Raw genomic sequence first — 23306 nt, forward strand, 5'->3', positions numbered from 1 at the left:
TCACACGGACTCGGACGAGAGGAGCTCGGATGATCGACGCACGAGGGCTCGTGCAGACGTTCCGCACGGGGCGGGGCAAGAAGGTGAAGGAGGTCCGGGCCGTGGACGGCGTCGACCTCCACGTCGGCGCGGGCGAGGTGGTCGCCTTCCTCGGCCCCAACGGTGCCGGCAAGACGACGACGCTGCGCATGCTCACCACCTTGCTGCGGCCCACCGCGGGGACCGCCACCGTCGCCGGCTACGACGTCGTCGAGGAGTCGGTCCAGGTACGCCGCAGCATCGGCTACGTGTCCCAGGTCGGGTCGACGTTCTCCGGCGCCTACGCCGGAGACGAGGTCGTCGACCACGGGATGCTCTACGGGATGGGTCGCGCCGACGCCGTACGCCGCGGGCAGGAGCTCTTCGAGCGGCTCCAGCTCGACGGGCTGTGGAAGCGGATGCCCAAGAACATGTCCGGCGGCCAGAAGCGCCGGCTCGACGTCGTGATGGGGCTGATCCACGACCCCACGCTGGTCTTCCTCGACGAGCCGACCACCGGGCTCGACCCGCAGGCTCGGGCCAACCTGTGGGAGCACATCGAGGGGCTGCGCTCCGAGCACGGCGCCACGGTCTTCCTCACCACGCACTACCTCGACGAGGCCGACGCGCTCGCCGACCGCATCCTCATCATCGACCAGGGCCGGATCGTCGCGGCCGACACGGCCGACAACCTCAAGGCGCAGGTCGCCGGCGACCTGGTGGACCTCGAGGTCGCCGAGACCGACCAGGTCGGCCGGGTGGCCGAGCGGCTGGCCGCGGTCGCCGAGGGCGTCGAGGTCGACGGCCGGCGGGTCAGCGGACGGGTCGGCCGGGCCGGGCGCGTCGTCCCGGTCCTCCTGCGCGACCTCGTCGGCGCCGACGTCGTGCTCGAGTCGATCGAGGTGGCGCGCCCCACCCTCGACGACGTCTTCCTCACCCTGACCGGGCGCAGCCTGCGCGACGCGGAGACCGGTGAGACCGGCGACGCGACGAGCGTGGACGAGCGGCAGGAGGTGGCCTGATGGCCTTCGCACGCGAGAGCTCCATCGTCTTCCGGCGCCAGATCCGGATGAACCTGCGCAACCCGGCCTGGGTGCTGATCGGGATCATGCAGCCGGTCCTCTACCTGCTGCTGTTCGGGCCGCTGCTCGAGCCGCTGGTCGGCTCCTTCGACTCCAGCACCGACAACGCCTACACGTTCCTGGTCCCCGGGCTGCTGGTGCAGCTGGGGATGTTCGGCGCCTTCTTCGCCGGCTTCGGCCTGATCGGGGAGTGGCGCGAGGGCGTGATCGAGGCCGAGCGGGTCACCCCGGCGAACCGGTCGGCGCTGCTGGCCGGCCGGCTGATGCGCGACGTGCTCCAGCTCTTCGTCCAGGCCCTGATCCTGGTCGCGCTCGGCTACGTCATGGGGATGCGCGGCTCGGCCGCCGGCGCCGTGCTCGGCATCGTCATCACGCTGATCATCGGCGGCGCCTGCGCGGCGGCGTCCAACGCGCTCGCGCTGACCACGAAGAGCGAGGACGTGATGGCCCCCGTCATCAACATCGTGATGATGCCGGTCCTGCTGCTCAGCGGGATCCTGCTGCCGATGACGATCGGCCCGCAGTGGCTGCAGGACCTCAGCGACCTGATGCCGTTCAAGTACGTCGTCACCGGGGTGCGCGACGCGTTCGCCGGCAGCTTCGGCAGCGGCGCGGTCCTGTGGGGCACCTTCTGGGCCCTGCTGCTCGGCGTGCTGGCGACCTGGTGGGGCACCGCGACGTTCCGGCGGGAGAACGCCTGACTTTACATTCCCGCCCCTCTTGTCAAGTTGCTTGACATCGCCTACCGTCCTGTCAATCACGTGACCGCCGTCACCGGCCCCGCCGGTGACGTCACCGACGGAAGGCATGGGGCATGTCGGAGATCGCGCACAGCACCGTCCCGTCCGGGTCCACCGCGACCTGGACCGACAAGAAGCGCTACCTGTGGCTGATCGGCCTGGTGGTGCCGTCCCTGGCATTTATCGGGTACGGCGCCTGGGAGCTGACCGGCTGGGGCGTCTGGTTCTGGATCGGGCCGATCGTCATCCTCGGCGTGGTCCCGGCCATCGACCTGGTCGCGGGCCTGGACCGGTCGAACCCGCCCGACGACGTCATCGAGGCGCTCGAGCAGGACCGGTACTACCGGTGGATCACCTACCTGTTCCTGCCGATCCAGTACGTCGGCTTCGTCGGCGCGATGTGGCTGATCGCCGGCGGTGCCGACCTGACGACCCTCGACCAGGTCGGCCTCGCGGTCTCGATCGGCTGCATCGGCGGCATCGGCATCAACACCGCCCACGAGCTCGGCCACAAGCGCGAGGAGAACGAGCGCTGGCTCTCGAAGATCGCGCTGGCCCAGAGCTTCTACGGGCACTTCTACATCGAGCACAACCGCGGCCACCACGTCCGGGTCGCGACCCCGGAGGACCCGGCGAGCAGTCGGGTGGGCGAGAACTTCTACCAGTTCTGGCCGCGCACGGTCGCCGGGTCGCTGCGCTCGGCATGGAACCTCGAGAAGCGGCGGCTGGCCCGGCGCAAGCAGCACCCGTTCCGGCTCTCGAACGACGTCCTCAACGCCTGGCTGATGTCGGCGGTGCTCTGGGGCGCGCTGGTCGCGTGGCTCGGGGTCGGGATCCTGCCCTACCTGGTCATCCAGGCGGTCGTCGGCTTCTCGCTGCTCGAGGTCGTCAACTACATGGAGCACTACGGGATGCTGCGCCAGAAGGTCGGCGTCGGTGAGCGGCAGCGCTACGAGCGGGTCGACCCGTCCCACTCGTGGAACTCCAACAACATCGCCACGAACGTGCTGCTCTACCACCTGCAGCGGCACAGCGACCACCACGCGAACCCGACGCGGCGCTACCAGACCCTGCGCGACTACGAGGAGTCCCCGGTGCTGCCGACCGGGTACGCCGGGATGATCGTGCTCGCCATCGTGCCCGCGGTGTGGCGCCGGGTGATGGACCCGCGGGTCCTCGCGCACTTCGACGGGGACCTGTCCCGGGCCAACCTGAGCCCGCGCAAGCGCGCCAAGATCCTCGCCCGCTACCCCGTCCCGGTGGCCGCGGAGGCCACCCCACGGGGGGCCGGCGACGCCGGCGCGGCCGCGACCCCGGCGGTCGACGAGGTGCTCGCCGCCCGGTGCCCCGGCTGCGGCTACACCTACCGCGTCGAGGAGGGCAACGAGCTCGAGGGGTTCGCGGCCGGGACGGCGTGGAGCGAGGTGCCCGACGACTGGTGCTGCCCCGACTGCGGCGTGCGGGAGAAGGTCGACTTCGTGCCGCTCACCGAGGCGGCGGCCTGACCGTCGGGCCGGCGCGGGGTGGTTCCTAGACTGGGCGGGTGACCACCGCCGCGACCCCGACCATGCGCGAGCGGATCATCGACGCCGCCGTCGCGGTCACCTCGGAGTCTGGCTGGTCGAGCGTCACGATGGCCGCGGTCGCCGACCGGGTCGGCGTCAGCCGCCAGACCGTCTACAACGAGATGGGCACCAAGCAGGGCCTCGCCGAGGCGATGATCCTGCACGAGCTCGACCGCTTCCTCGGCGTGGTCGTCGGGGCCTTCGACGCCCACCCCGACGACCTGGTCGACGCGATCCGCGCCGCGTCGCGCGGCGTGCTCGAGCTGGCCCCCGACAACAAGCTGCTGCACGCGGTCGTGTCCGCCACCCACGGCGCCGACACCGAGCTGCTGCCACTGCTGACCACCCACGCCGAGTCGCTGCTGGCGGCGGCCAAGCTGGTCGTGGGCGAGCGGGTGGCGCCGTACCGCGTCGACCTGGACCGCGCCCACCTGGACGCCGCCACCGACATGGTCGTCCGGCTGGTGCTCAGCCACGTGATGCAGCCCTCCGCGGCGCCCGAGCGCACCGCCGACGACATCGCCTGGATCGCGGCCCGCGTCCTGCCCTGACGCCCGCCACCGCTGCTACCGGGCCAGCTCCACGGCCTCGCGGAACGCGCGGGCGACGTACGCCGGCACCCGCAGCCCCTGCCGGTGCGCCCAGAGCAGGTCGCGCTCGACGCGGGAGACCTGCTCGGCGAACTCCTCGGGGCGGTCGACCTCGAGCCGCCGCATCACCTCGCCGAAGTCGGCCCGCTGGCGGAGGGTGCCGGCGCCGACCGGGGCGAAGGAGAGGCTGCGCAGCCGGCGCACGAGCCACCGCTGCCAGCCGCTCAGCTCCGCCCAGAGTCCCTCGGCCGACAGTCGGTAGAAGGCGTAGTGGCCCGGCTCCTGGCGCCGGATCGGCGCGACGACCGTCCGCACGATCGCGGTCTCGCCGAGGTCGACGAGGCCGTCGTGGAGGAGGTTGTAGGCGAGCACGGCGGAGCGCTCGGTGGCCGCACCGGTGAGGTAGTAGAGCATCCGGCACACGTCCTGGACCGCGTCGAGGTGCGCGAGCGCTCCGAGCACCCGCATCTTCGCGCCGATCGTCGTGAGGTCGGGCTCGGCCGGCGGCCGGCCGAGCCGGACCTGGAGCTCGTCGAGGATCAGCCCGTGCTGCACCTCCTGCGGCCGCCACACCTCGGCGTAGAAGCGCCGGTCGATGTCCGGCGGGTCGGGCAGCAGCGTGGTGAGCTCGAGGACGTTGCGGTCCACCTCGAGCTCGACCCGCGCCATGTAGTCCAGGACGTGCCCGTAGCGGTTCTCGAGCTCGCCGGGACGGTGGACGGTGAAGTCGACCGACGCGAGGTCGATCGGCGGGTGCTCGTGGCCGAGACGGTCGACGTGCTCGGCGAGCCTCGCCGCGGTGCTGGACGGTGGCATGTCGCGGGATCCTAGGGTCGGGGGAGGTCGTCCGGCATCGGGGACTTCCCTGGTTCTCTAGGCTCTTCGGAGTGAGCACCCCGTCCGGATCGGTCGGCGTCCACCTCGGGACGGCCACGGGCCGGGCCGTGGTGCTCGCCGCGGTGCTCGGGTCCGGCATGACGATGCTCGACGGCACCGTCGTCAACGTCGCGCTGCGCACGATCGGCGAGGACCTCGGCGCCTCGCTGGAGCAGCTCCAGTGGATCACCAACGGCTACTTGCTCTCGCTGTCCAGCTTCATCCTGCTCGGCGGCTCGCTCGGCGACCGGTTCGGGCGTCGTCGGGTCTTCGTGGTCGGCACGGTCTGGTTCGCGCTGGCCTCGCTGCTGTGCGGCCTGGCACCGAGCCCGGAGGTGCTGGTCGGTGCCCGGGTGCTCCAGGGGGTCGGCGCGGCGCTGCTCGTGCCGGGCAGCCTGGCGATGATCCAGGGCGCGTTCGTCGCCGGCGACCGCGCGAAGGCGATCGGCAGCTGGACCGGCCTGACCAGCGTCGCGGCGGCGATCGGCCCGTTCGTCGGCGGCGGCCTGGTGCAGTTCGCGAGCTGGCGCTGGATCTTCCTGATCAACCTGCCGGTGGCGCTGGTGACCGTCCTCGTCGCGCAGCGCGCGGTCCCCGAGACCCTCGACCCGGGCGCGCCGCGCCGCTTCGACGTCGCCGGGGCGCTGCTGGCCGCGCTGGCGCTCGGCGGCCTGACCTACGCCCTCATCGAGTGGGGGACCCCGCTCGCGCCCTGGGCGGTCCTCGTCGCGGTGGTCGCCGCCGTCGGGTACGTCGTGGACGAGCGTCGCAGCGACCACCCGATGCTGCCGCTCGGGATCTTCGCCGACCGCACCTTCACCGCGGCCAACGCGATGACGCTGCTCGTGTACGCCGCCCTGGGGGCCGTGCTGTTCTTCCTGGTGCTCCAGCTCCAGACCGTGAGCGGGTACGGCGCCCTCGAGGCCGGCGTCGCGACCCTGCCGATCACGATCTGCATGCTGCTGCTCGCGCCCCGGGGCGGCGCACTCGGCGCCCGGATCGGGCCGCGGATCCCGATGACCGTCGGCCCGCTGGTCATGGCCGCCGGCACCCTGCTCCTGCTGCGGGTCGGCCCGGACACGAGCTACTGGACCGACGTGCTGCCGGGGCTGACCGTCTTCGGTCTCGGCCTGGCGCTGATGGTCGCGCCGCTGACCGCCACCGTGCTCGCCGCCGCGTCGGACGAGCACGCCGGCATCGCCAGCGGCGTCAACAACGCGGTCGCGCGCGCCGGCTCGCTGCTCGCGGTCGCCGCCCTGCCGGTCGCGGTCGGTCTCGGCGGGGAGGAGTACGCCGACCCGGTCGCCTTCGACGCGGCGTACGACGCCGCCACCCTCGCCTGCGCCGTCCTGCTCGTCGCCGGTGGCCTGCTGTCCTGGGTCACCATCCGCGACCCGGGCGTCGCCGCGCCTCGGCCGACGAGCCTCTAGGAGCGGCCCTCCGCGCGGCGGCGGACGAGGTCGGAGACCGACGGCGGCACCGGGAGGTGCTCGGCGGCGGGTGCGGCGACCGGTGGGTCGAGCACGGTGCGGACCGGGACCACCCCGCTCCAGACGTCCGGCTCGGCGCCGGCCTCCTCCGGCGTCGCCGGGCCCTCGTCGGAGACCTTGAGCAGCCAGCCGTCCGGCCGGATCGGCAGCGCGAGGGCCAGGGTGCTGGCGAGCTCCTTGCGTGTGGAGGCCCGGACCTCCGACGTGCGGCCGGGGAGCAGGGCCTCGCTGAAGAGGTCGAGGGCGGCCTCGCGCTCGTCGTCGGGCAGCGGCTCGAGCCGGCCGCTGACCGTCGCGGACCGGTAGCCGACCGAGGACTCGAAGGTCGTCGGGGCGACGACGAGGGCGTCGAGGACGAAGACCGTGAGCACGGCCGGTGCCCCGGCCGCGACCCGGCGCAGCGCACCGGCGCCGGTCGAGCCGTGCAGCAGCAGCCGGTCGCCGTCGCGGGCGTAGAGCATCGGGACCGCGAGCGGCTCGCCGTCCACCACGGTGGAGAGCACGCCGGCCCACTGGGAGTCGAGGAGCGCGTCGAGGGCGGCGCGCTCCGTGACCTCGTGCTCGGGCAGGCGGTGCAGCCGGGACGTCATGCGGGCCGCCCCAGCTCGAGGGTGAAGAACGTGCTGTAGCCCGACGGCGCGTAGTCGCCGAACGGCCCGCACTCGACGAAGCCGCGCCGGGTGTAGAGGGCGCGGGCGGCGGCGAAGGCGTCCGGCGTCCCCGTCTCGAGGCTGAGCCGGGCGAGGCCGCGGGCGCGCGCCAGCTCGACGAGGTGGTCGAGGACCGCCGCACCCACCCCACGGCCGCGGGCGTGCTCGGCGGTGTGCATCGACTTCAGCTCGCCGCGCTCGCCGCCGAGGTCCTGGAGGGCGCCGACGCCGAGGAGCTCGCCGTCGTCGCGGTAGGACACGAACGTGATGGACGGCGCGGCCAGCGCGTCGACGTCGAGCGCGTGCACGTCCTCGGGCGGGCTGTGGTCGTTCGCGAACGCCAGGTGCCGCTCGAGCAGCGCCCGGACGTCGTCCCGGCGCGGATCGTCGACCGCCACCACTCCCACCACCCGCCGAGGCTAGGGCATCTCGGGGACGCGGCCCTAGGAGGACACGAAGATGCAGAACGGGTGGCCGGCCGGGTCCGCGAAGACGTAGAGCGGCTCCTCCGCGTCGTCGGTGCGGTCGTGCAGGACCGTGCCGCCGAGGCCGACCACGCGGGCGCGCTGGTGCTCGAGGCTCTCGGGGTCGCCGACAGCCAGGTCGAGGTGCAGCATCATCTGCTGGTCGCCGGGGCGGTCCGGCCCCGGGGTCCACACCGGGGGGACGTACTCGGCGTTGGCCTGGAACGCGAGGCCGCGGCCGGCGGACCAGGCGTCCGGCTGCGGACGCAGGACCAGCCAGTCGGTGCCGCGCGCGTCGGGTCCGTCGTCCGGCGGCTCGTCGCCGGGCCGGTAGGCGTAGCCGAGGAGCTCCCGGTAGAACTCCGCGAGCCGACGCGGGTGCGGGCAGTCGAGCACCGTCTGGGCGACGAAGGGGTGTCGGTCGGTCACCACCCGACGGTACGACGGAACCGGCCCGGTCTGGACCGGCGCCGGGACCGCGAAGGTATCTACACAAAGTTGATAGACTTTAACCATGAGGAGGTCTGGACCGGTCGGCCCGCCAGGTGTCGTGCTCGCCGCGACGGGAACCGTCGTGGTCGGGACCCTCGCCCTCACCGAGAGCTTCTCGGTGCTGCCGGCGGCGGTGGTGGCCTACGCGGCCGCCTGGTGGGTGTGGGGCCTCGACGAGCAGTCGCCTCGGACCCCGGAGGAGGAGACCCCATGACGACCTTGCAGGGTGAGCCCCGCGTCGACGAGCACCACCTCGCCGACCGCTCGAGCCGCTACGAGTTCTACCCGTTGCCGCGCGCCAACCACCCAGCCGACCTGATGGTCCGCCGTCCCGACCTCTACGGCGTCTCGAAGCTCGCCGACGTCGCCGCCGACTCCGTGCTCTGGTCCGCCTGACCCGACGGCTAGCTGTACCCGGCCGGGACGTTGGTAGCGGTCCTGGCCGTTGACGTGAAAGAGAACCTCCGGGTGGGGTGTGGCTTGTCTAAGGCCCACATCCACCCGGAGGTTCCATGTCTCACGGTAGTGCGCGGCTGACCGTCTACGGCCGGCTGCTGATCGTTCAACGCCACCAACAGGGCTGGCGCCAGGCCCACATCGCGGCCGCGATGGGGGTCTCCCGCAAATGCGTGAAGACCTGGCTCGATCGCTATGCCGCCGAAGGCGAGGCAGGTCTGCAGACCCGGTCCTCACGACCACACTCCTCGCCAACTCGAACCTCGCACGAGGTCGAGCAGCGAGTGCTCGTGCTGCGCCACCGGGAGCGGCGCGGCCAGGACTGGCTCGGCCCGGAGCTGGGTCTGCCGCCACGCACGGTCTCGCGCATCCTGCGCCGCCACCAGGTGCCCTACCTACGTGAGTGCGACCCGATGACCGGCGAAGTGATCCGGGCCTCCAAGGTCACCGCGGTCCGTTACGAGCGGCCCCGGCCCGGCGACCTAGCCCACATGGACGTCAAGAAGCTCGGGCGAATTCACGACGGCGGCGGATGGAAGGCAGGCCCCGCGCACCGACAGACCGCGAAGCAGAAGCGCGCCAAGATCGGCTACGACTACGTCCACTCACTGATCGACGACCACTCCCGCTACGCCCATTCAGAGATCCTGCCCGATGAGAAGGGCGCGACCTGTGCGGCGTTCCTGCTCCGGGCCGCCGAAGCATTCGCCGCTGCCGGGATCACCCGAATCGAGCAGGTCATCACCGACAACCACATGTCCTACAAGCTCTCGCGCGACATGCGCGAGGCGATCGCCGCGATCGGCGCCCGCCACCTGTTCATCAAGCCCCACTGCCCCTGGCAGAACGGGAAGGTCGAGCGCTACAACCGCACCATCGCCACCGAATGGGCCTACCGACAACCATTCACCAGCAACCTCGAGCGCGCAGCAGCACTTGCGCCCTGGCTCGAGCACTACAACACTCAACGCCGCCACAGCGCACTCGGCGGACTCCCACCGATCAGCCGGCTACCAACCTGATGGCCGGGTACAGCTAGCGGAAGACGACCGTCCGCGACCCGTTGAGCAGCACCCGCGACTGCGAGTGCCAGCGCACCGCCCGCGAGAGCACCTGCGCCTCGACGTCGCGCCCGGCGGCCACCAGCTCGTCCTGGTCGTAGCCGTGGTCCACGCGGATCACGTCCTGCTCGATGATCGGACCCTCGTCGAGCTCGGCGGTCACGTAGTGCGCGGTCGCGCCGACCAGCTTCACGCCCCGGTCGAAGGCCTGGTGGTAGGGCTTGGCACCCTTGAAGCTCGGCAGGAACGAGTGGTGGATGTTGATCGCCCGCCCCGACAGCTCACGGCACAGGTCGTCGGAGAGCACCTGCATGTAGCGGGCCAGCACCACGAGCTGCACGTCGAGGTCCCGCACCAGCTCCAGCAGCCGCGCCTCCGCCTGTGGCTTGGTGTCGGGGGTGACCGGGACGTGCACGAACGGCACGCCGTACGACGCCGCCATGTCGGCCGCGTCGGGGTGGTTCGAGACCACCGCCGGGACCTCGATGCGCAGCGACCCGGTGCTGGTGCGGAACAGCAGGTCGTTGAGGCAGTGCAGCTGCTTGGAGACCAGGACCAGGGTCCGGTACGGCGCCCGGGCGTCCCAGAGCTCGAACCGCATGTCGAACTCGGCGGCGATGCCGGCGAACTCGGCGCGCAGCTCCTCGGCGGTCACCGGCCCCGGGACGGCGACGTCGATGCGCATGAAGAACCGGCCGCTGAGCCGGTCGCCGAACTGCTGGCTCTCGAGGATGTTGCCGCCGTGCGCCACCAGGAAGCCGGACACGGCGTGCACGATGCCGGGTCGGTCCGGGCAGGACAGGATCAGGACGAAGTCGCCGGCAGCGATCGTCGGCGGCGCGAGGGAGGACACGGGGTCAGCCTCGCACCGCCGCGCCCGGCGTGCCCAACCCGGCTCCCGGGAGGCCGCGTGCGAGGTCGCACGCGTGGCCGGCCGCGAACGGGGTAGACGTACCCTGAGCGGGGAGGGAAAGCATGCGACTGGGGCGTGCGCTCGTGACGGCGGCACTGGCCGCCGCTGTCGGTCTGGCCGCGTCCGGCTGCGACGACGGCAGCGCCCACGCCGGCGACCCCGCCGGATCGGGCAGCAGCGCGAGCACCGGCTCGGGCAGGTCGAGCGGGTCCACCTCCGCGCCCACCTCGCCCTCGGGTGGCGCCACCCCGACCGGCCTCGACCCGGAGCACGCGGTCGACCCGCCGGGCCGGCGTACCGGCCTGATCGCGCCCGCCGACATCGTCGCCAACGGCTCGGCGACCATCCCCGACGACAAGGTCGCCGCGATCCGGCACCTCGACGGCGTGCTCGGCGTCGAGCAGATCGCGCTCGCGTCGGTGCCGATCGAGAACCGCGCGCTCAGCGTCGCCGCGGTGGACCCGGCGACCTACCGCAACTGGGTGACCGACGCGAACAGCGCCCAGACCGCCGCGGTCTGGGACCGCGTCGCCGGCGGCGAGCTCGCCCTCCGCCCGGCGCTGCGGAAGCGGACGCCGATCGCGGACGACGGGTTCCTCGCGCTGGGCAGCACCGAGGACGCCGACCGCGTGCACGTCGGTGCCTACGCGCAGCAGTCGTGGCTGGTCGACGCGGTCGTCAACGACACCTGGATCCCGACCCTGGACATGACCCCGGGCAACGCGCTGCTCATCCGCACCGGCGGCACCTCGCCGGAGCGGCTGCGCAAGCCGATCGAGCGGATCCTGCGGGGCACCGAGGCGTCGGTGCAGATGACCGACGTGGTCGCCCGCGAGGGTCTCGACCCGGGCGCCGTGCAGACCGCGGTGGTCGTCGGCACCATCGCCGACGCGGTCGGGACGTTCCGCTACACGGTGCTCGCCGGCGGCCACATCGCCCCGGCCGCGGACTGGGTGTCGGCCCACATCGCGACCGAGCCGGTGCCGCTGCTGGGGAACGTCACCTGCAACAAGCTGATCTTCCCGCAGCTGCGGGCGGCGCTCGAGGACGTGATCGCCCAGGGCCTCGCCGACAAGATCCACCCGAGCGAGTACGCCGGCTGCTACTACCCGCGGTTCATCGCCGGCACCACCACGCTCTCCAACCACGCCTTCGGGCTCGCCCTCGACCTGAACGTCCCCGGCAACCAGCGCGGCACCGCCGGCGAGATCGACCGCGGCGTGGTCGCGATCTTCAAGCACTGGGGCTTCACCTGGGGCGGCGACTGGGCCTACACCGACCCGATGCACTTCGAGATGAACCACCTGGTCCGGCCGCAGTGAGGGACCGCTAGCGTCACCTCCATGCGCGCCGCCCAGGTCGTCACCACCACCGGTCCCGCCGACGTCGTCGTCCAGGACGTCCCCGACCCGACGCCCGGCCCCGACGACGTGCTCGTCGAGGTGCACAGCGTCGGCGTCTCGTTCCCCGACCTGCTGCTGAGCAAGGGCGAGTACCAGCTCAAGCCCGACCTGCCCTTCACGCTCGGGGTCGACTTCGCCGGGACGGTCGTCTCCGGGCCCGACGGCTACGAGCCCGGCCAGCGGGTCGCCGGCGTCGGCGGGTGGGGCGGTGCCGCCGAGCTGGTGGCCAACCCCGCGCAGTCGACGTTCCTGCTGCCCGACGACGTGTCGTACGACGAGGGCGCGGCGCTGCCGATGAACTACCTGACCGCGCAGTTCGCGCTCGCCGAGCGCGGCCAGCTGCGGGCGGGCGAGACCGTCCTCGTGCACGGCGCCGCCGGCGGCGTGGGGACGGCGACCATCCAGGTCGCGAAGGGGTACGGCGCCCGCACCATCGCGGTGGTCAGCACCGAGGAGAAGGGTGCCGTCGCCCGCGCTGCCGGCGCGGACGAGGTCGTGCTGCTCGACGGCTTCCGCGCCGCCGTCCAGGAGCTGACCGACAACCGCGGCGTCGACGTCGTCCTCGACGTCGTCGGCGGTGACGTCTTCACCGACTCGCTGCGGGTGCTTGCGACCCAGGGCCGCCTGCTCGTGGTCGGCTTCGCCGCCGGCCAGGGCATCCCCGAGGTGAAGGTCAACCGGTTGCTGCTCAACAACGTCGACGTGCGCGGTGTCGGCTGGGGCGCGTTCGCGATGTTCCGCCCCGGGTTCATGCAGGAGCAGTGGGCCGAGCTGCTGCCGATGCTGGAGTCCGGCGTGGTCAAGCCACCGATCGGCGCGACGTACGACTTCGACGGCTTCGGCCGGGCGCTGGCCGACATGGACGCGCGCCGGACCCTGGGCAAGTCGGTCGTCCACGTCCGCTGACCCGGTCCCCGGCCGCGACGAGGCCGGGGCTCAGTGCCGCCGGGGGAGCCGCACCTGCTGGTGGTAGAGCGCCTGGCCGTTGTTGATCACGATGTCGGCCGAGCGGTCGGTGCCCGCGATGCTGACGCCGTAGAGGTCCGGAGCAGCCCGGGGCGGGCGCAGCGACCGGACCGGGCCGAAGGACACGCCGCGGGCCGAGGTCGCGACCACCTTGACCCGGTCGTACGTCGTCCAGGCGATCCACAGGCGGCCGTGCGGTGCGGCCGCGATGGCGATGTCGCGCGCCTCCCGTGACCCGGGCACGGTCGTCGGGTGCGCGGTGCCGACCCGCCACAGACCGATCCTCGAGCAGGTCGGGTAGCCGATGCAGTACGCCAGGTACTGGCCGCCGCCGTGCCGCGGCACGAACGCGGTCGACTGCAGCGGCGTCAGCGTGTTCGTGCCCTGGCTGGACTGCGGCACCTTCGTGGTCGGTCCGGTCGCCGGCACCAGCTGCTTGACGAACAGTCCGGCGGTCACGGGGGTGGGGCCGTTGGCGGCGAAGGACACCCAGACATCGCCACCGGAGCGGGCCAGCGTCGAGTCGTAGAGGCAGCAGGTGCCGAAGTCGTAGGTCGTGTCGCCGGCGCCGGAGTTCCAGGTGAGGATGCCGCTCAGCGGGAACGACACCATCGGCGTGCCGTCGGCGAGCGCGGTCGCGCCGGTGCCGTAGCTGTCGACGGCATAGTGGCTGGCGGTCAGCGCGTCGGCCAGGGTCCAGGTGGTGCCGGCGGCCGGTGCCGTCGCCTGGAACATCTGGCCGGTCCCGTAGGGGTCGGAGGGGTCCGTCGTCCGGATGCCGCCGAAGACGACACGCAACCCGCCTCCGGGGGCGGGGACGACCTTCGGGTCGGTGGTCAGCGCCGACCAGCCCGTGACCACGGTCCCGGTCGCCACGGTGCGGCCGGTCGCGGAGATGTTGGTGTAGGCGAGGGTGTCGATCGACGGCTGCTCGCGGCGGTAGAGGACGTGCAGGACGCCGTCCGAGGTCCGCAACAGGCCGGGCTCGACGGTGTTGGTCACCGGGCCCGAGGTCACCTTGGTCCAGGTGCCCGGTCCACCACGCCCCGAGGTGGGTGGCGCGCCGGCGGTGCTCGGCGCCACGGCCAGGGCGGGCACCACGATCGCGACGACGGAGACGGCGGCGAGGAGGGCGCGGGACGTTCGCATGGGTCGGAATCTGGCACCGGCCGACCCGCGGCGCCATGGTCCTAGGTCCCCGGCGTAGACCAGCACATCGGCCCGGTCGTGGCGGGACCTCGGGCGCCCCGGCCTCAGTGCCGCTTGCGGCGGACCTGGCGCCCGTGCGCCCGCCGCCGCTTCCGCTCCCGGCGCTCCCGGCTGCCGTGCCGGGTCTGCGAGGCGTGCTCGGTGCCGGTGTTCCGGCGCGGGTGGGCCGTGCGCTTCACCGTGGGCGGGCGGTGGCGGCGGCGGTAGAGCACGGCGACCACGAGGCCGATCGCCACGACCGCGAAGACGCCCAGGCCGACGTACCAGGTCATCGAGGGCTCAGAGGGCGCGGAGCGGGTGGATCGCGACGTCCCCGACGATGGCCGGGCCGAGCACGGTGAACGCCTCGGCGATGTGCGGGGTGCTCATGTGGGCGTCCATGTCGGCCTGCGAGCGCCAGGCCTCGATCGTGACGAACAGGCCCGGGACGGCCCCCGACTCGAAGACGTCGTACTGGTGGCAGCCCTCCTCCGCGAGCGACGCGCTCGCGAGCGTCGAGAGCGCTGCGGCCACCTCGCGCGACTTCGCGGGGTCGGTGGGGATGGTGGCGACGACGCGCAGGGCGTCCGCGGAGGCGTCGGTCATGGGTCGCAACCTAGCGGCCCTCCCCGGCGCGCCGTGCGGGTTTCACCGGTCGGCCGGTGAAACCCGGACGCGCGCGAGCGCCCCCCACGTTCGCCCTGCGCGAAGGAGGGGCGACGTCGCTCGGGTCGGCGGCTAGGGTCGCCGGGTGACCACGCTCGACGACGCCCGCGAGGGCATGAACCCCGACATCCGGCCGCAGGACGACCTGTTCGGCCACGTGAACGGCCGCTGGCTCGACGAGACGGAGATCCCCTCCGACCGGTCGAGCTGGGGCCCCTTCGTGCAGCTCGCCGACACCGCCGAGGAGCAGGTGCACGCGATCATCGAGGACCTCGCCCGGCGCGTGGCGGCCGGCGAGGAGGTCGACGAGGACGAGCGCAAGATCGGCGACCTGTTCGCGTCCTTCATGGACGAGGCCGCGATCGCCGCCAAGGGCACCCGGCCGATCCAGCCGCTGCTCGCGGCGGTCGAGGGGCTGCGCGACGTGCGCGACCTCGCCGCCTTCCTCGGCGAGTTCGAGCGGATCGGCGGCCACGGCCTGTTCGGCTCCTACGTCGACACCGACTCCAAGAACTCCGACCGCTACCTGTTCAACCTGGTGCAGGGCGGCCTCGGGCTCCCAGACGAGTCCTACTACCGCGACGAGAAGTTCGCCGAGATCCGGGAGGCGTACGTCGCCTACCTCTCGCGCCTCTTCACGCTCGCCGGGCACGCCGACCCCGCGGGTGCGGCGGCGACCGTCCTCGAGATCGACACCAAGATGGCGGCCGGGCACTGGGAGCGGGCCGAGACCCGGGACGTGCAGAAGACCTACAACCTGATGACCAAGGCCGACCTGGTCGAGCTCTGCCCGGCCTTCGACTGGGACGCCTACGTCACCAACCTCGGTGGCTCCGACGAGACCCTCGCCGAGGTGTGCGTCCGCCAGCCGTCGTACTTCTCCCACCTCTCCGGCGTCCTGGACGAGGTCGGCCTCGACGCCTGGCGGCAGTGGCTGCTCGCGCACGTGCTGCGGGCGAGCGCGGCGTACCTCACCGACGACTTCGTCGAGACGAACTTCGACTTCTACGGCCGCACCCTCAACGGCACCCCCGAGCTGCGCGCGCGCTGGAAGCGCGGCGTCGCGCTGGTCGAGGGCGCGATGGGCGAGGCGGTCGGCAAGGAGTACGTCAGCCGGCACTTCCCGCCGCACTCCAAGGCGATGATGGACGAGCTGGTGGCCAACCTGCTCGCGGCCTACCGGCAGTCGATCTCGCGGCTGGACTGGATGACCGAGGAGACCAAGCAGCGGGCGTTCGAGAAGCTGGACACGTTCCGGCCGAAGATCGGCTACCCCGAGAAGTTCCGCGACTACTCCCGCCTCCAGGTGACCCGCGACGACCTGCTTGGCAACGTCGCCGCGGCCTCGGCGTTCGAGACCGACCGGCAGCTGGCGAAGATCGGGTCGCCGGTCGACCGCGACGAGTGGTTCATGCTGCCGCAGACGGTCAACGCCTACTACAACCCCGGCACCAACGAGATCTGCTTCCCGGCGGGCATCCTGCAGAAGCCGTTCTTCTCGCCCGAGGCGGACCCGGCCGAGAACTACGGCGGCATCGGCGCGGTCATCGGCCACGAGATCGGCCACGGCTTCGACGACCAGGGCGCCCAGTACGACGGCGCCGGCAACCTGCACGACTGGTGGACGCCGGCCGACAAGGAGGCCTTCCAGGTCAAGTCCCGCGCGCTGGTGGAGCAGTACGACGGGTTCGAGCCGCGCGCCCTGCCCGGCGAGCACGTCAACGGCGCGCTCACCGTCGGCGAGAACATCGGCGACCTCGGGGGCCTGACGATCGGCCACACGGCGTACCTCATCGCCTGCGGCGGCACGGCGCCGGCCGAGGACCGGCAGAAGCTGTTCCTCAACTGGGCGTACTGCTGGCGGACCAAGCGGCGCAAGGAGCAGGAGCAGCAGTACCTCACGATCGACCCGCACAGCCCGCCGGAGTTCCGGGCCAACATCGTGCGCAACCTGGACGAGTTCCACGAGGTCTTCGGGACGAGCGAGGGCGACGGGCTCTGGCTCGACCCGGCCGACCGGGTCCGCATCTGGTGATCACAGCCGCGCCAGCCCACCGCCAGCCGGACCACCGGGTCCGCTTCGAGTGGGGCCCGGTGGGTGCGGGGGCGGTCGCCGGCGACGGCGGCGTGGCGGTCGTGGTCGACGTGCTGTCGTTCACGACGACGCTGACGGTGGCGGTCGAGCGCGGCATCACCGTGCACCCGTTCCGCTGGAAGGACGAGCGCGCGGCGGCGTACGCCGCGGAGCGCGACGCGGTGCTGGCCACCGGCCGGTCGCGGCGCGACGGGGTGAGCCTCTCGCCGGCCTCGGTGCGCGCTGCGGTCGGGGTCGAGCGGCTGGTGCTGCCCTCCCCGAACGGGTCGGCGATCGCCTTCGCCCTCGCCGGTTCGGGTGCCACGGTCGTCGGCGCGTCGCTGCGCAACGCCCGCGCCGTCGCCCGGTGGCTCGCGGACCGGGACGGGCCGGTCGCGGTCGTCGCGGCTGGGGAGCGGTGGCCGGACGGCTCCCTGCGCCCGGCGGTGGAGGACCTGTGGGGCGCGGGCGCGGTGCTGGCCGGTCTGGTGGACCTCGGCGCGACCAGCCTCAGCCCGGAGGCCCGCGTCGCCGAGCGGGCGTACCGCGCGGCGGTGCTCCCCGACGACCTGGTCGGCTGCGCCAGCGGGCAGGAGCTGGTCGACGCCGGCTTCGGTGCCGACGTCGACGTCGCCGCCGAGCTGGACGCGACCGACGTCGTGCCGGTGCTCGTCGGGGACGCGTTCGTGGCCGGCTGACCGGGCGGCCGGCCGGCTGGGCCGGAGGCCGGGTCACTCGTAGCGCTGCACGCTCATCGTCCAGTCGTCGAGCCAGCCGGAGTCGGTGGTGGCGTCGCCGGTCGTGCTCGCCTCGACGGTCAGCACGTGGGTGCCGCGACCGACCTTGGTGCAGAACTGGGCGCTGGCGCTGACGTAGGAGGAGTTCGAGGTGAAGGCGAGCGGGCTGCCGTTGTCGGCGAACGGGGCGATCGGGACGCCGTCCTTGTGGACCTCGATGCCCATCCAGCCGCTGCCGGAGTAGTAGGACTCGGCGCTGAAGGTGACCAGCACGGTGTCGGTGCCGCGCTGCGGGCCCTTGACGTTGACCCGGGCCCCGGTCACCGGCACGTCGTTCCCGGTCGTCCCGGAGAAGGAGAAGGGCTCGGCGGAGAGCTTGCTGACCAGGCCCTTCGCCGTTCCTCCGACGCAGGTGACGGGGCCGGTCGCCGCCTTGGCGGGGACCGTGCGCTGGGCCGGCGGGCGGTGACCGGTGGCGGCGTCGGAGGGCGCCCAGGTGAGCGCGGCGCCACCGACGAGGGCGAGGGTGGCGAGCCCGGCGAGTGCGGCAGGGGTGGACGTGATCATGGCTGCTCCTGGTGACCGGCGACCCCGAGTGGACCGCACTGACCACGAGGAGCCCGATGCCCGACCCCAGATACCGTGCCGGCCCGCCCACAGGGCGGGCCAGCAGGTCTCAGCAGGTGTCAGTTGGCGATGACGCAGGTGATGACGAGGCGCAACGTGTCGTTCGCGCCCGAGGTGTTCTTGCCATAGGCGTTGGCGGTGGTCGCGTTGATGAAGCGGGTGGCCGTCCCCGCATAGCTGGAGGCCCAGTCCGCCGCCGCGCCGACGATCTTCTTGCCGGCGGGGCAGCCCGCCGACGTGAAGCCCTGGGCCCCGTTGGCGATGGGCGTCGAGCTCGACACCTGCTCGAGCCCGCTGACGCCGTCCACGCCGGGATTGCCCTGCGGGCCGGCGTCGCCCTTGGGACCGGCGGGTCCGACGTCGCCCTGGGGCCCGGCAGGGCCCTCGGGGCCGGCAGGGCCGGCGGGGCCCTCGGGGCCGGCAGGGCCGGCGGCACCGCTCTGGAGCTCGTCGATGGTGGCGCCGGACAGGTCCTGGGTCAACAACGACCCGTTCTTGATGTCCTTGGTGGTGACCGTGTTGTCCTTGATCTGCTTGCCGGTGATCATCTTGGCGGCCATGGCACCGCCCGAGAACGACAGGGCCAGGACGACGGCGGCGACGAGGAGCACGGGTGCTGAACGGGGGATTCGATTCATCCTCCGACGCTAGAGCGGCGGAATCTGGACCGGCCATGGCCGGAACAGGCCGCACGGCGTCCCGTGGGGACGGGATTCCCGTAGCCCGGACGTCCCTCCGAGCGCTGGGGTCACGCCCCCGTGTCCGGAGGGGGTGGCCGCGTCAGGACGGCAGGCAGGCGTCCACGTCGGCGAGCTGCTGGTCGCCCGGCTCGGGCACGGCGAAGTAGCGCACGACGACGTTGCCGGCGATCCGCGTGGTGGGGGTGTCCTCGTCGGAGAGCGTGATCATCGCCCGGTTCGCCGCGGCGGCCGTCGGGTCGGCGAAGACCCACAGCTCGACGCCCTGGGTGCCGTCCCAGCCGTCGAGCGGCTTCACCTCGATGCCCTGGGTGGGGTCCTCGACCCCCATCGGCGTCGCGTCGTTCATGCCGGCCGGAAGGCCGGCGTCGGTCAGGCAGCCGAGGAGGTCGTCGGGGCCGGTGCCGTCGGTGACCTCCAGGCCGGCGCCGGTGCTCCCGGCGGCCGACGAGGTGCCCGCGGCTCCCGGGTCACCGTCCGCTCGTCCGACCCGCCGCAGGCCGCCAGGGCCGTGCCGAGCAGCAGGACGGTGGGACCGACCAGGGCGGTGCGCAGGACGTTCGGTCGGTTCACCCTCCGTAGCCTGCCCTGCCGGGCCCGGGTCCGCACGCCCTTCGGGGCGGAGGCCGCGATCGGGCGACGGTCGCACTGTCGGGTGCCGCTGGTAGACAGTGGCCATGCCCACCGCTCCGCAGACCGACGTACGCCGCAGCGCGGAGGCCCACCTCCGGGCGCTGGTGGGCAGCGACGACGCCGTCCTCCGCGAGGACCAGTGGAGCGCGATCGAGGCGCTGGCCGTCGACCGGCGGCGCGCGCTCGTCGTGCAGCGCACCGGCTGGGGCAAGTCGGCGGTCTACTTCGTCGCGACGCTGCTGCTGCGCGAGCAGGGCGCCGGCCCCACCGTCATCGTCTCGCCGCTGCTGGCCCTGATGCGCAACCAGGTCGCCGCCGCCGAGCGGGCCGGCATCCGGGCCGTGACCATCAACTCCACCAACGCCGAGGAGTGGGAGCCGATCCAGGAGGCGATCCGCGCCGGCGAGGTCGACGTGCTCCTCGTCAGCCCGGAGCGGCTCAACAACCCCGGGTTCCGCGACGAGGTGCTCCCGCGGCTGGCCGCGACCTGCGGGCTCCTGGTGGTCGACGAGGCGCACTGCATCTCCGATTGGGGCCACGACTTCCGCCCCGACTACCGCCGGATCCGCACCCTCCTCGGCGACCTCCCGGACGGGATCCCGGTGCTCGCCACCACGGCCACCGCGAACGCGCGGGTGACCCAGGACGTCGCCGAGCAGCTCGGCAGCACCGGCTCCCTCCAGGACGTGCTGGTGCTGCGCGGCTCGCTGGACCGGGAGTCGCTGCGGCTCGGGGTGGTCCGCCTGAGGACGCCCGAGCAGCGGCTGGCCTGGCTGGCCGACCACCTCGCCGAGCAGCCCGGGTCCGGCATCGTCTACTGCCTGACGGTGGCGGCCACCCAGGAGATCGCCGACTACCTCCGCTCGCGCGGGCACGCCGTGGCGGCGTACTCCGGTCAGACCGAGACCACCGAGCGGCAGGCCCTCGAGCAGGACCTCCTCGCCGGCCGGGTGAAGGCGCTGGTCGCGACCAGCGCGCTGGGCATGGGGTTCGACGCGACCCTCGGGTTCGTCGTCAACATGGGGGCGCCGGCGTCCCCCGTGGCCTACTACCAGCAGGTCGGCCGCGCCGGCCGCGGCAGCGGCCTGCCGCCCGAGGGAGCCACCGTCGTGCTGCTCCCGGCGATCGAGGACCGCGACATCTGGGCCTACTTCGCCTCGCTCGCGTTCCCGCGCGAGGAGCAGGTCCGCCGCACCCTCGAGGTGCTCGCCGGCGAGGGCCGGCCGATGAGCACCGCCGCCCTCGAGACGTACGTCGACCTCAGCCGCAACCGCCTCGAGACGATGCTCAAGGTCCTCGACGTCGACGGTGCGGTCCGGCGGGTCCGCGGCGGCTGGGAGGCGACCGGGCAGCCGTGGGCCTACGACGAGGAGCGCTACCGCCGCGTCACCGAGGCGCGCGAGCGCGAGCAGCGGGCGATGCTCGACTACCTCGGGACCGACCGGTGCCGGATGCGCTTCCTGCGCGAGCAGCTCGACGACCCCGAGGCCGCCGACTGCGGCCGCTGCGACAACTGCGGCGGCCTCACCCTGGCGACCGACGTGTCCGCGGCGGCCGTCGAGGAGGCGGGTGCCCGGCTGGCCCGGCCCGGCGTCCCCGTCGAGCCGCGCCGGATGTGGCCCACCGCGCTCGCCAACCTCGGCATCGACCTGCGCGGCAAGATCGCCGAGCCGGCCGAGGAGGGCCGGGCGGTCGCGCGGCTCACCGACCTCGGCTACGGCAACGCTCTGCGCGAGCTGTTCGCGCCCGGAACGCCGGACGGCCCGGTGCCGCTGCCGCTGGTGCGGGCGGTGATCGAGGTGCTCGGTGACTGGCGGCCCGCGGTCGACGGCATCGTCGTCGTCGAGTCCGCGAGCCGGCCGACCCTGACCGCCGACCTCGCCGACGGCCTCTCGCGCTACCTGAAGGTGCCGGTCATCGGCCGGTGGGCGCTCGTCGACCCCGACGTGGCGCCGGGCCAGGGCGCGGCCAACTCCGCCCAGCGGGTGGCGGCCGTCGGCCGGCGCTCGGCCCTGCAGCTCGACGACCCGTCCGCCCTGGCGGGGCGGCGGGTCCTGCTCGTCGACGACCTCGTGGTGACCGGCTGGACCCTCACCCTCGCGACGCGGGCGCTCCGGTCCGCGGGCGCCGGTGCGGTGCTGCCGCTCGTGCTCGCCACGACCGCCTGACGGCCCGCCCGGCACCCGGCCGAGGTCGTCGTCCCCTCTCGCCGGGGTCGGTGTCGTTCTCGTTCAATTGCTGGGCCAGGCCCGAGGTACCGGTGGGTAACGCGTACCGGACCGAGCAATTGAACGGAGACGCCGCGCCGTGGGTCGCGGCACGCGATGGTGGTCACCCAACGAGAACACGTTCTAGTCTGCGTCGCATGGAGAGACCGCTGCGCGTGATCCAGTGGACGACCGGCAACATCGGCCGGCGCTCGCTGCACGCCATCATCGCCCGTCCCGACCTCGAGCTGGTGGGCGTCTACGCGCACGGCGCGGAGAAGGTCGGCACCGACGCCGCCGAGCTGTGCGGCTGGCCGAAGCCGACCGGCGTGCTGGCGACCGACGACGTCGGGGCGCTCCTCGCGCTCGGCGCGGACGCCTGCTGCTACAACCCGCTGTGGCCCAGCGTCGACGAGCTCTGCGCGCTGCTCGAGGCCGGCGTGAACGTCTGCTCGAGCGCGGCCTGGATCACCGGCGGCAAGCAGAGCCCGGCCGACCTCGACCGGGTCCGGGCAGCGTGCGAGCGCGGCGGGTCGACCATCTTCGGCAGCGGGGCGCACCCGGGCATGACGAACCTCGTCGGCATGGTGCTCAGCGGCTCGTGCGAGCGGGTGGACGAGATCCGGATCACCGAGTCGGTCGACTGCTCGACCTACGAGTCCGCCGACACCCAGCGGGCGATGGGGTTCTCGCTGCCGCCGGACACCCCGGGTCTCGCCGAGACCGTGCGGCGCGAGAGCGAGGTGTTCGCCGAGTCCGCGGCGATGATGGCCGACGCGATCGGCGCCCGGCTGGACCGGATGACCTTCGACGTCGAGTTCACCGCCGCCCCCGGCGACAGCGACCTCGGCTTCATGACGATCCCGGCCGGGACCGTCGGCGGCGTCCTGGGCTACCACCGCGGGTGGGTCGGTGACCGCAACGTGGTGAGCGTCGGCTTCAACTGGACGATGGGCCAGCACGTCGTACCGCCCAAGCCGCTCGCGCACGGCCACGTGATCCAGGTCTTCGGGGTGCCGAACATGCGCACCGTGCTGCACTGCCTGCCGCCGGAGGGCTGGACCGAGCCCGGCTTCATGGGCCTGGGGATGATCTACACCGCGATGCCGGTGACCAACGCGGTGCCGTACGTCGTCGCTGCGGCTCCGGGGATCGTCACCCTCGCCGACCTGCCACCGGTGACCGGACGCTTCTCGGGTTGAGTCAGCCCACCAGCGACTCGACCGCGGCCACGAGCGCCGGGTCGTCGGGCTCGACCTGGGGCCGGAAGCGGGCGACGACCTCGCCGTCGGCGCCGATGAGGAACTTCTCGAAGTTCCAGGAGACGTCGCCGGCCTCGCCCAGGTCGTTCGGCGTCCCGACGAGGGCCTGGTAGATCTCGTGGCGATGCTCGCCGTTGACGTCGACCTTCTCGGTCATCGGGAAGGTGACGCCGTACGTCGCGGAGCAGAACTCCGCGATCTCCTCGGCCGACCCGGGCTCCTGCCCGTAGAACTGGTTGCAGGGCACGCCGACGACGGTGAACCCGCGGTCGGCGTACCGCTCGTGGAGCGCCTCGAGCCCGGTGTACTGCGGGGTGAGCCCGCACCTGCTCGCCACGTTGACGACCAACGCCGGCCGGCCGCCGGTGATCTCGCCCAGGGTCGCGGCACTGCCGTCCAGCCGCGCGATCTTCGCCTCGAGGATGCTCATGCGCCCAGGCTACGGGCG

27 protein-coding genes are annotated in these 23306 nt (G+C 72.9%); 14 read left to right on the forward strand and 13 right to left on the reverse strand.

What is annotated here, in order from left to right:
• The first annotated feature begins 29 nt into the window (after positions 1–29).
• The 4 genes from ACILQ5_RS11625 to ACILQ5_RS11640 all read left to right on the forward strand — a co-directional run bounded on the left by ACILQ5_RS11625 (position 30) and on the right by ACILQ5_RS11640 (position 3956).
• Positions 30–1040: an ATP-binding cassette domain-containing protein gene (locus ACILQ5_RS11625; protein WP_395658159.1), complete on the forward strand. Its 1011-nt coding sequence runs from the start codon at positions 30–32 to the stop codon at positions 1038–1040.
• Entirely contained in the window at positions 1040–1801 is a 762-nt protein-coding gene (locus ACILQ5_RS11630) for an ABC transporter permease (RefSeq protein ID WP_395658160.1), read from the forward strand. The genes ACILQ5_RS11625 and ACILQ5_RS11630 overlap by 1 nt, the downstream gene beginning before the upstream one ends.
• A 113-nt stretch (positions 1802–1914) precedes the next feature.
• Positions 1915–3345, forward strand: a complete 1431-nt coding sequence (locus ACILQ5_RS11635; RefSeq protein ID WP_395658161.1) for a fatty acid desaturase — start codon at positions 1915–1917, stop codon at positions 3343–3345.
• 38 nt (positions 3346–3383) lie between these two features.
• The gene (locus ACILQ5_RS11640; RefSeq protein WP_395658162.1) at positions 3384–3956 is read left to right on the forward strand and encodes a TetR family transcriptional regulator; all 573 of its coding nucleotides are present in this window, start codon (positions 3384–3386) and stop codon (positions 3954–3956) included.
• Between the two features lie 15 nt (positions 3957–3971).
• Here the strand turns inward: ACILQ5_RS11640 and ACILQ5_RS11645 are convergent, their stop codons facing one another.
• Positions 3972–4811 (reverse strand): GTP-binding protein LepA, encoded by an 840-nt coding sequence (locus ACILQ5_RS11645; RefSeq protein WP_395658163.1) that lies wholly within the window; start codon positions 4809–4811, stop codon positions 3972–3974.
• A 71-nt stretch (positions 4812–4882) separates the two neighbouring features.
• Between ACILQ5_RS11645 and ACILQ5_RS11650 the strand changes: the two genes are divergently transcribed.
• On the forward strand, positions 4883–6301 hold the full coding sequence (locus ACILQ5_RS11650) for an MFS transporter (RefSeq protein WP_395658164.1): 1419 nt from the start codon (positions 4883–4885) through the stop codon (positions 6299–6301).
• Here the strand turns inward: ACILQ5_RS11650 and ACILQ5_RS11655 are convergent.
• From ACILQ5_RS11655 to ACILQ5_RS11665, 3 genes are read right to left on the reverse strand one after another with little or no spacing between them, the layout of a single operon-like run.
• On the reverse strand, positions 6298–6951 hold the full coding sequence (locus ACILQ5_RS11655) for a pyridoxamine 5'-phosphate oxidase family protein (RefSeq protein WP_395658165.1): 654 nt from the start codon (positions 6949–6951) through the stop codon (positions 6298–6300). The genes ACILQ5_RS11650 and ACILQ5_RS11655 overlap by 4 nt on opposite strands.
• Complete coding sequence (locus ACILQ5_RS11660; protein ID WP_395658166.1) at positions 6948–7421, reverse strand: GNAT family N-acetyltransferase; 474 nt, start codon at positions 7419–7421, stop codon at positions 6948–6950. The genes ACILQ5_RS11655 and ACILQ5_RS11660 overlap by 4 nt, the downstream gene beginning before the upstream one ends.
• 33 nt (positions 7422–7454) lie before the next feature.
• The gene (locus tag ACILQ5_RS11665; RefSeq protein ID WP_395658167.1) at positions 7455–7904 is read right to left on the reverse strand and encodes a VOC family protein; all 450 of its coding nucleotides are present in this window, start codon (positions 7902–7904) and stop codon (positions 7455–7457) included.
• Positions 7905–7989: 85 nt separating this feature from the next.
• Here ACILQ5_RS11665 and ACILQ5_RS11670 point away from each other — a divergent pair, with 85 nt between their 5' ends.
• The 3 genes from ACILQ5_RS11670 to ACILQ5_RS11680 all read left to right on the forward strand — a co-directional run bounded on the left by ACILQ5_RS11670 (position 7990) and on the right by ACILQ5_RS11680 (position 9445).
• Complete coding sequence (locus ACILQ5_RS11670; protein WP_395658168.1) at positions 7990–8181, forward strand: hypothetical protein; 192 nt, start codon at positions 7990–7992, stop codon at positions 8179–8181.
• Entirely contained in the window at positions 8178–8363 is a 186-nt protein-coding gene (locus ACILQ5_RS11675; protein ID WP_395658169.1) for a hypothetical protein, read from the forward strand. Before ACILQ5_RS11670 ends, ACILQ5_RS11675 begins: the two co-directional genes overlap by 4 nt.
• 116 nt (positions 8364–8479) lie before the next feature.
• Positions 8480–9445 carry an IS481 family transposase gene (locus ACILQ5_RS11680; protein ID WP_395657829.1) on the forward strand — a complete coding sequence of 322 codons (966 nt, stop codon included), beginning with the start codon at positions 8480–8482 and terminating at the stop codon, positions 9443–9445.
• A 13-nt stretch (positions 9446–9458) separates the two neighbouring features.
• Here the strand turns inward: ACILQ5_RS11680 and purU are convergent, their stop codons facing one another.
• On the reverse strand, positions 9459–10337 hold the full coding sequence (gene purU / locus ACILQ5_RS11685) for a formyltetrahydrofolate deformylase (protein WP_395658170.1): 879 nt from the start codon (positions 10335–10337) through the stop codon (positions 9459–9461).
• Between the two features lie 122 nt (positions 10338–10459).
• Between purU and ACILQ5_RS11690 the strand changes: the two genes are divergently transcribed.
• Entirely contained in the window at positions 10460–11719 is a 1260-nt protein-coding gene (locus tag ACILQ5_RS11690; RefSeq protein WP_395658171.1) for a M15 family metallopeptidase, read from the forward strand.
• 21 nt (positions 11720–11740) lie between these two features.
• Positions 11741–12706 (forward strand): NADPH:quinone oxidoreductase family protein, encoded by a 966-nt coding sequence (locus ACILQ5_RS11695; RefSeq protein ID WP_395658172.1) that lies wholly within the window; start codon positions 11741–11743, stop codon positions 12704–12706.
• A gap of 30 nt (positions 12707–12736) precedes the next feature.
• Here ACILQ5_RS11695 and ACILQ5_RS11700 read toward each other — a convergent pair whose 3' ends face one another.
• The 3 genes from ACILQ5_RS11700 to ACILQ5_RS11710 form a co-directional block, all read right to left on the reverse strand.
• The gene (locus tag ACILQ5_RS11700) at positions 12737–13915 is read right to left on the reverse strand and encodes a hypothetical protein (protein WP_395658173.1); all 1179 of its coding nucleotides are present in this window, start codon (positions 13913–13915) and stop codon (positions 12737–12739) included.
• Between the two features lie 104 nt (positions 13916–14019).
• Entirely contained in the window at positions 14020–14247 is a 228-nt protein-coding gene (locus ACILQ5_RS11705; protein ID WP_395658174.1) for a hypothetical protein, read from the reverse strand.
• A 7-nt stretch (positions 14248–14254) separates the two neighbouring features.
• A complete protein-coding gene (locus tag ACILQ5_RS11710) occupies positions 14255–14560 on the reverse strand; it encodes a putative quinol monooxygenase (protein ID WP_395658175.1) in 306 nt (101 codons plus the stop codon).
• 175 nt (positions 14561–14735) lie between these two features.
• On the opposite strand from ACILQ5_RS11710, the gene ACILQ5_RS11715 reads away from it, so the two are divergent.
• Positions 14736–16655 carry a M13 family metallopeptidase gene (locus ACILQ5_RS11715; RefSeq protein WP_395658257.1) on the forward strand — a complete coding sequence of 640 codons (1920 nt, stop codon included), beginning with the start codon at positions 14736–14738 and terminating at the stop codon, positions 16653–16655.
• Between the two features lie 59 nt (positions 16656–16714).
• Complete coding sequence (locus tag ACILQ5_RS11720; protein WP_395658176.1) at positions 16715–17392, forward strand: 2-phosphosulfolactate phosphatase; 678 nt, start codon at positions 16715–16717, stop codon at positions 17390–17392.
• 33 nt (positions 17393–17425) lie between these two features.
• On the opposite strand, the gene ACILQ5_RS11725 is transcribed toward ACILQ5_RS11720, so the two are convergent.
• From ACILQ5_RS11725 to ACILQ5_RS11740, 4 genes are all read right to left on the reverse strand, one after another.
• On the reverse strand, positions 17426–17998 hold the full coding sequence (locus ACILQ5_RS11725) for a hypothetical protein (RefSeq protein ID WP_395658177.1): 573 nt from the start codon (positions 17996–17998) through the stop codon (positions 17426–17428).
• 119 nt (positions 17999–18117) lie between these two features.
• Positions 18118–18669, reverse strand: a complete 552-nt coding sequence (locus ACILQ5_RS11730) for a hypothetical protein (RefSeq protein ID WP_395658178.1) — start codon at positions 18667–18669, stop codon at positions 18118–18120.
• 169 nt (positions 18670–18838) lie between these two features.
• Positions 18839–19105: a hypothetical protein gene (locus tag ACILQ5_RS11735; protein WP_395658179.1), complete on the reverse strand. Its 267-nt coding sequence runs from the start codon at positions 19103–19105 to the stop codon at positions 18839–18841.
• Positions 19106–19128: 23 nt separating this feature from the next.
• On the reverse strand, positions 19129–19329 hold the full coding sequence (locus tag ACILQ5_RS11740; RefSeq protein WP_395658180.1) for a hypothetical protein: 201 nt from the start codon (positions 19327–19329) through the stop codon (positions 19129–19131).
• Positions 19330–19433: 104 nt separating this feature from the next.
• Here ACILQ5_RS11740 and ACILQ5_RS11745 point away from each other — a divergent pair, with 104 nt between their 5' ends.
• Both ACILQ5_RS11745 and ACILQ5_RS11750 read left to right on the forward strand, forming a co-directional pair.
• Positions 19434–21557, forward strand: coding sequence for a DEAD/DEAH box helicase (locus ACILQ5_RS11745; protein ID WP_395658181.1), 2124 nt, complete (start codon positions 19434–19436; stop codon positions 21555–21557).
• Positions 21558–21754: 197 nt separating this feature from the next.
• Entirely contained in the window at positions 21755–22798 is a 1044-nt protein-coding gene (locus ACILQ5_RS11750; RefSeq protein WP_395658182.1) for a hypothetical protein, read from the forward strand.
• 1 nt (position 22799) lies between these two features.
• On the opposite strand, the gene ACILQ5_RS11755 is transcribed toward ACILQ5_RS11750, so the two are convergent.
• The gene (locus tag ACILQ5_RS11755) at positions 22800–23288 is read right to left on the reverse strand and encodes a glutathione peroxidase (protein ID WP_395658183.1); all 489 of its coding nucleotides are present in this window, start codon (positions 23286–23288) and stop codon (positions 22800–22802) included.
• Between the last annotated feature and the right edge of the window lie 18 nt (positions 23289–23306).

This window comes from Nocardioides sp. (assembly GCF_044226305.1).
In the GTDB taxonomy this organism is placed as follows: domain Bacteria; phylum Actinomycetota; class Actinomycetes; order Propionibacteriales; family Nocardioidaceae; genus Nocardioides.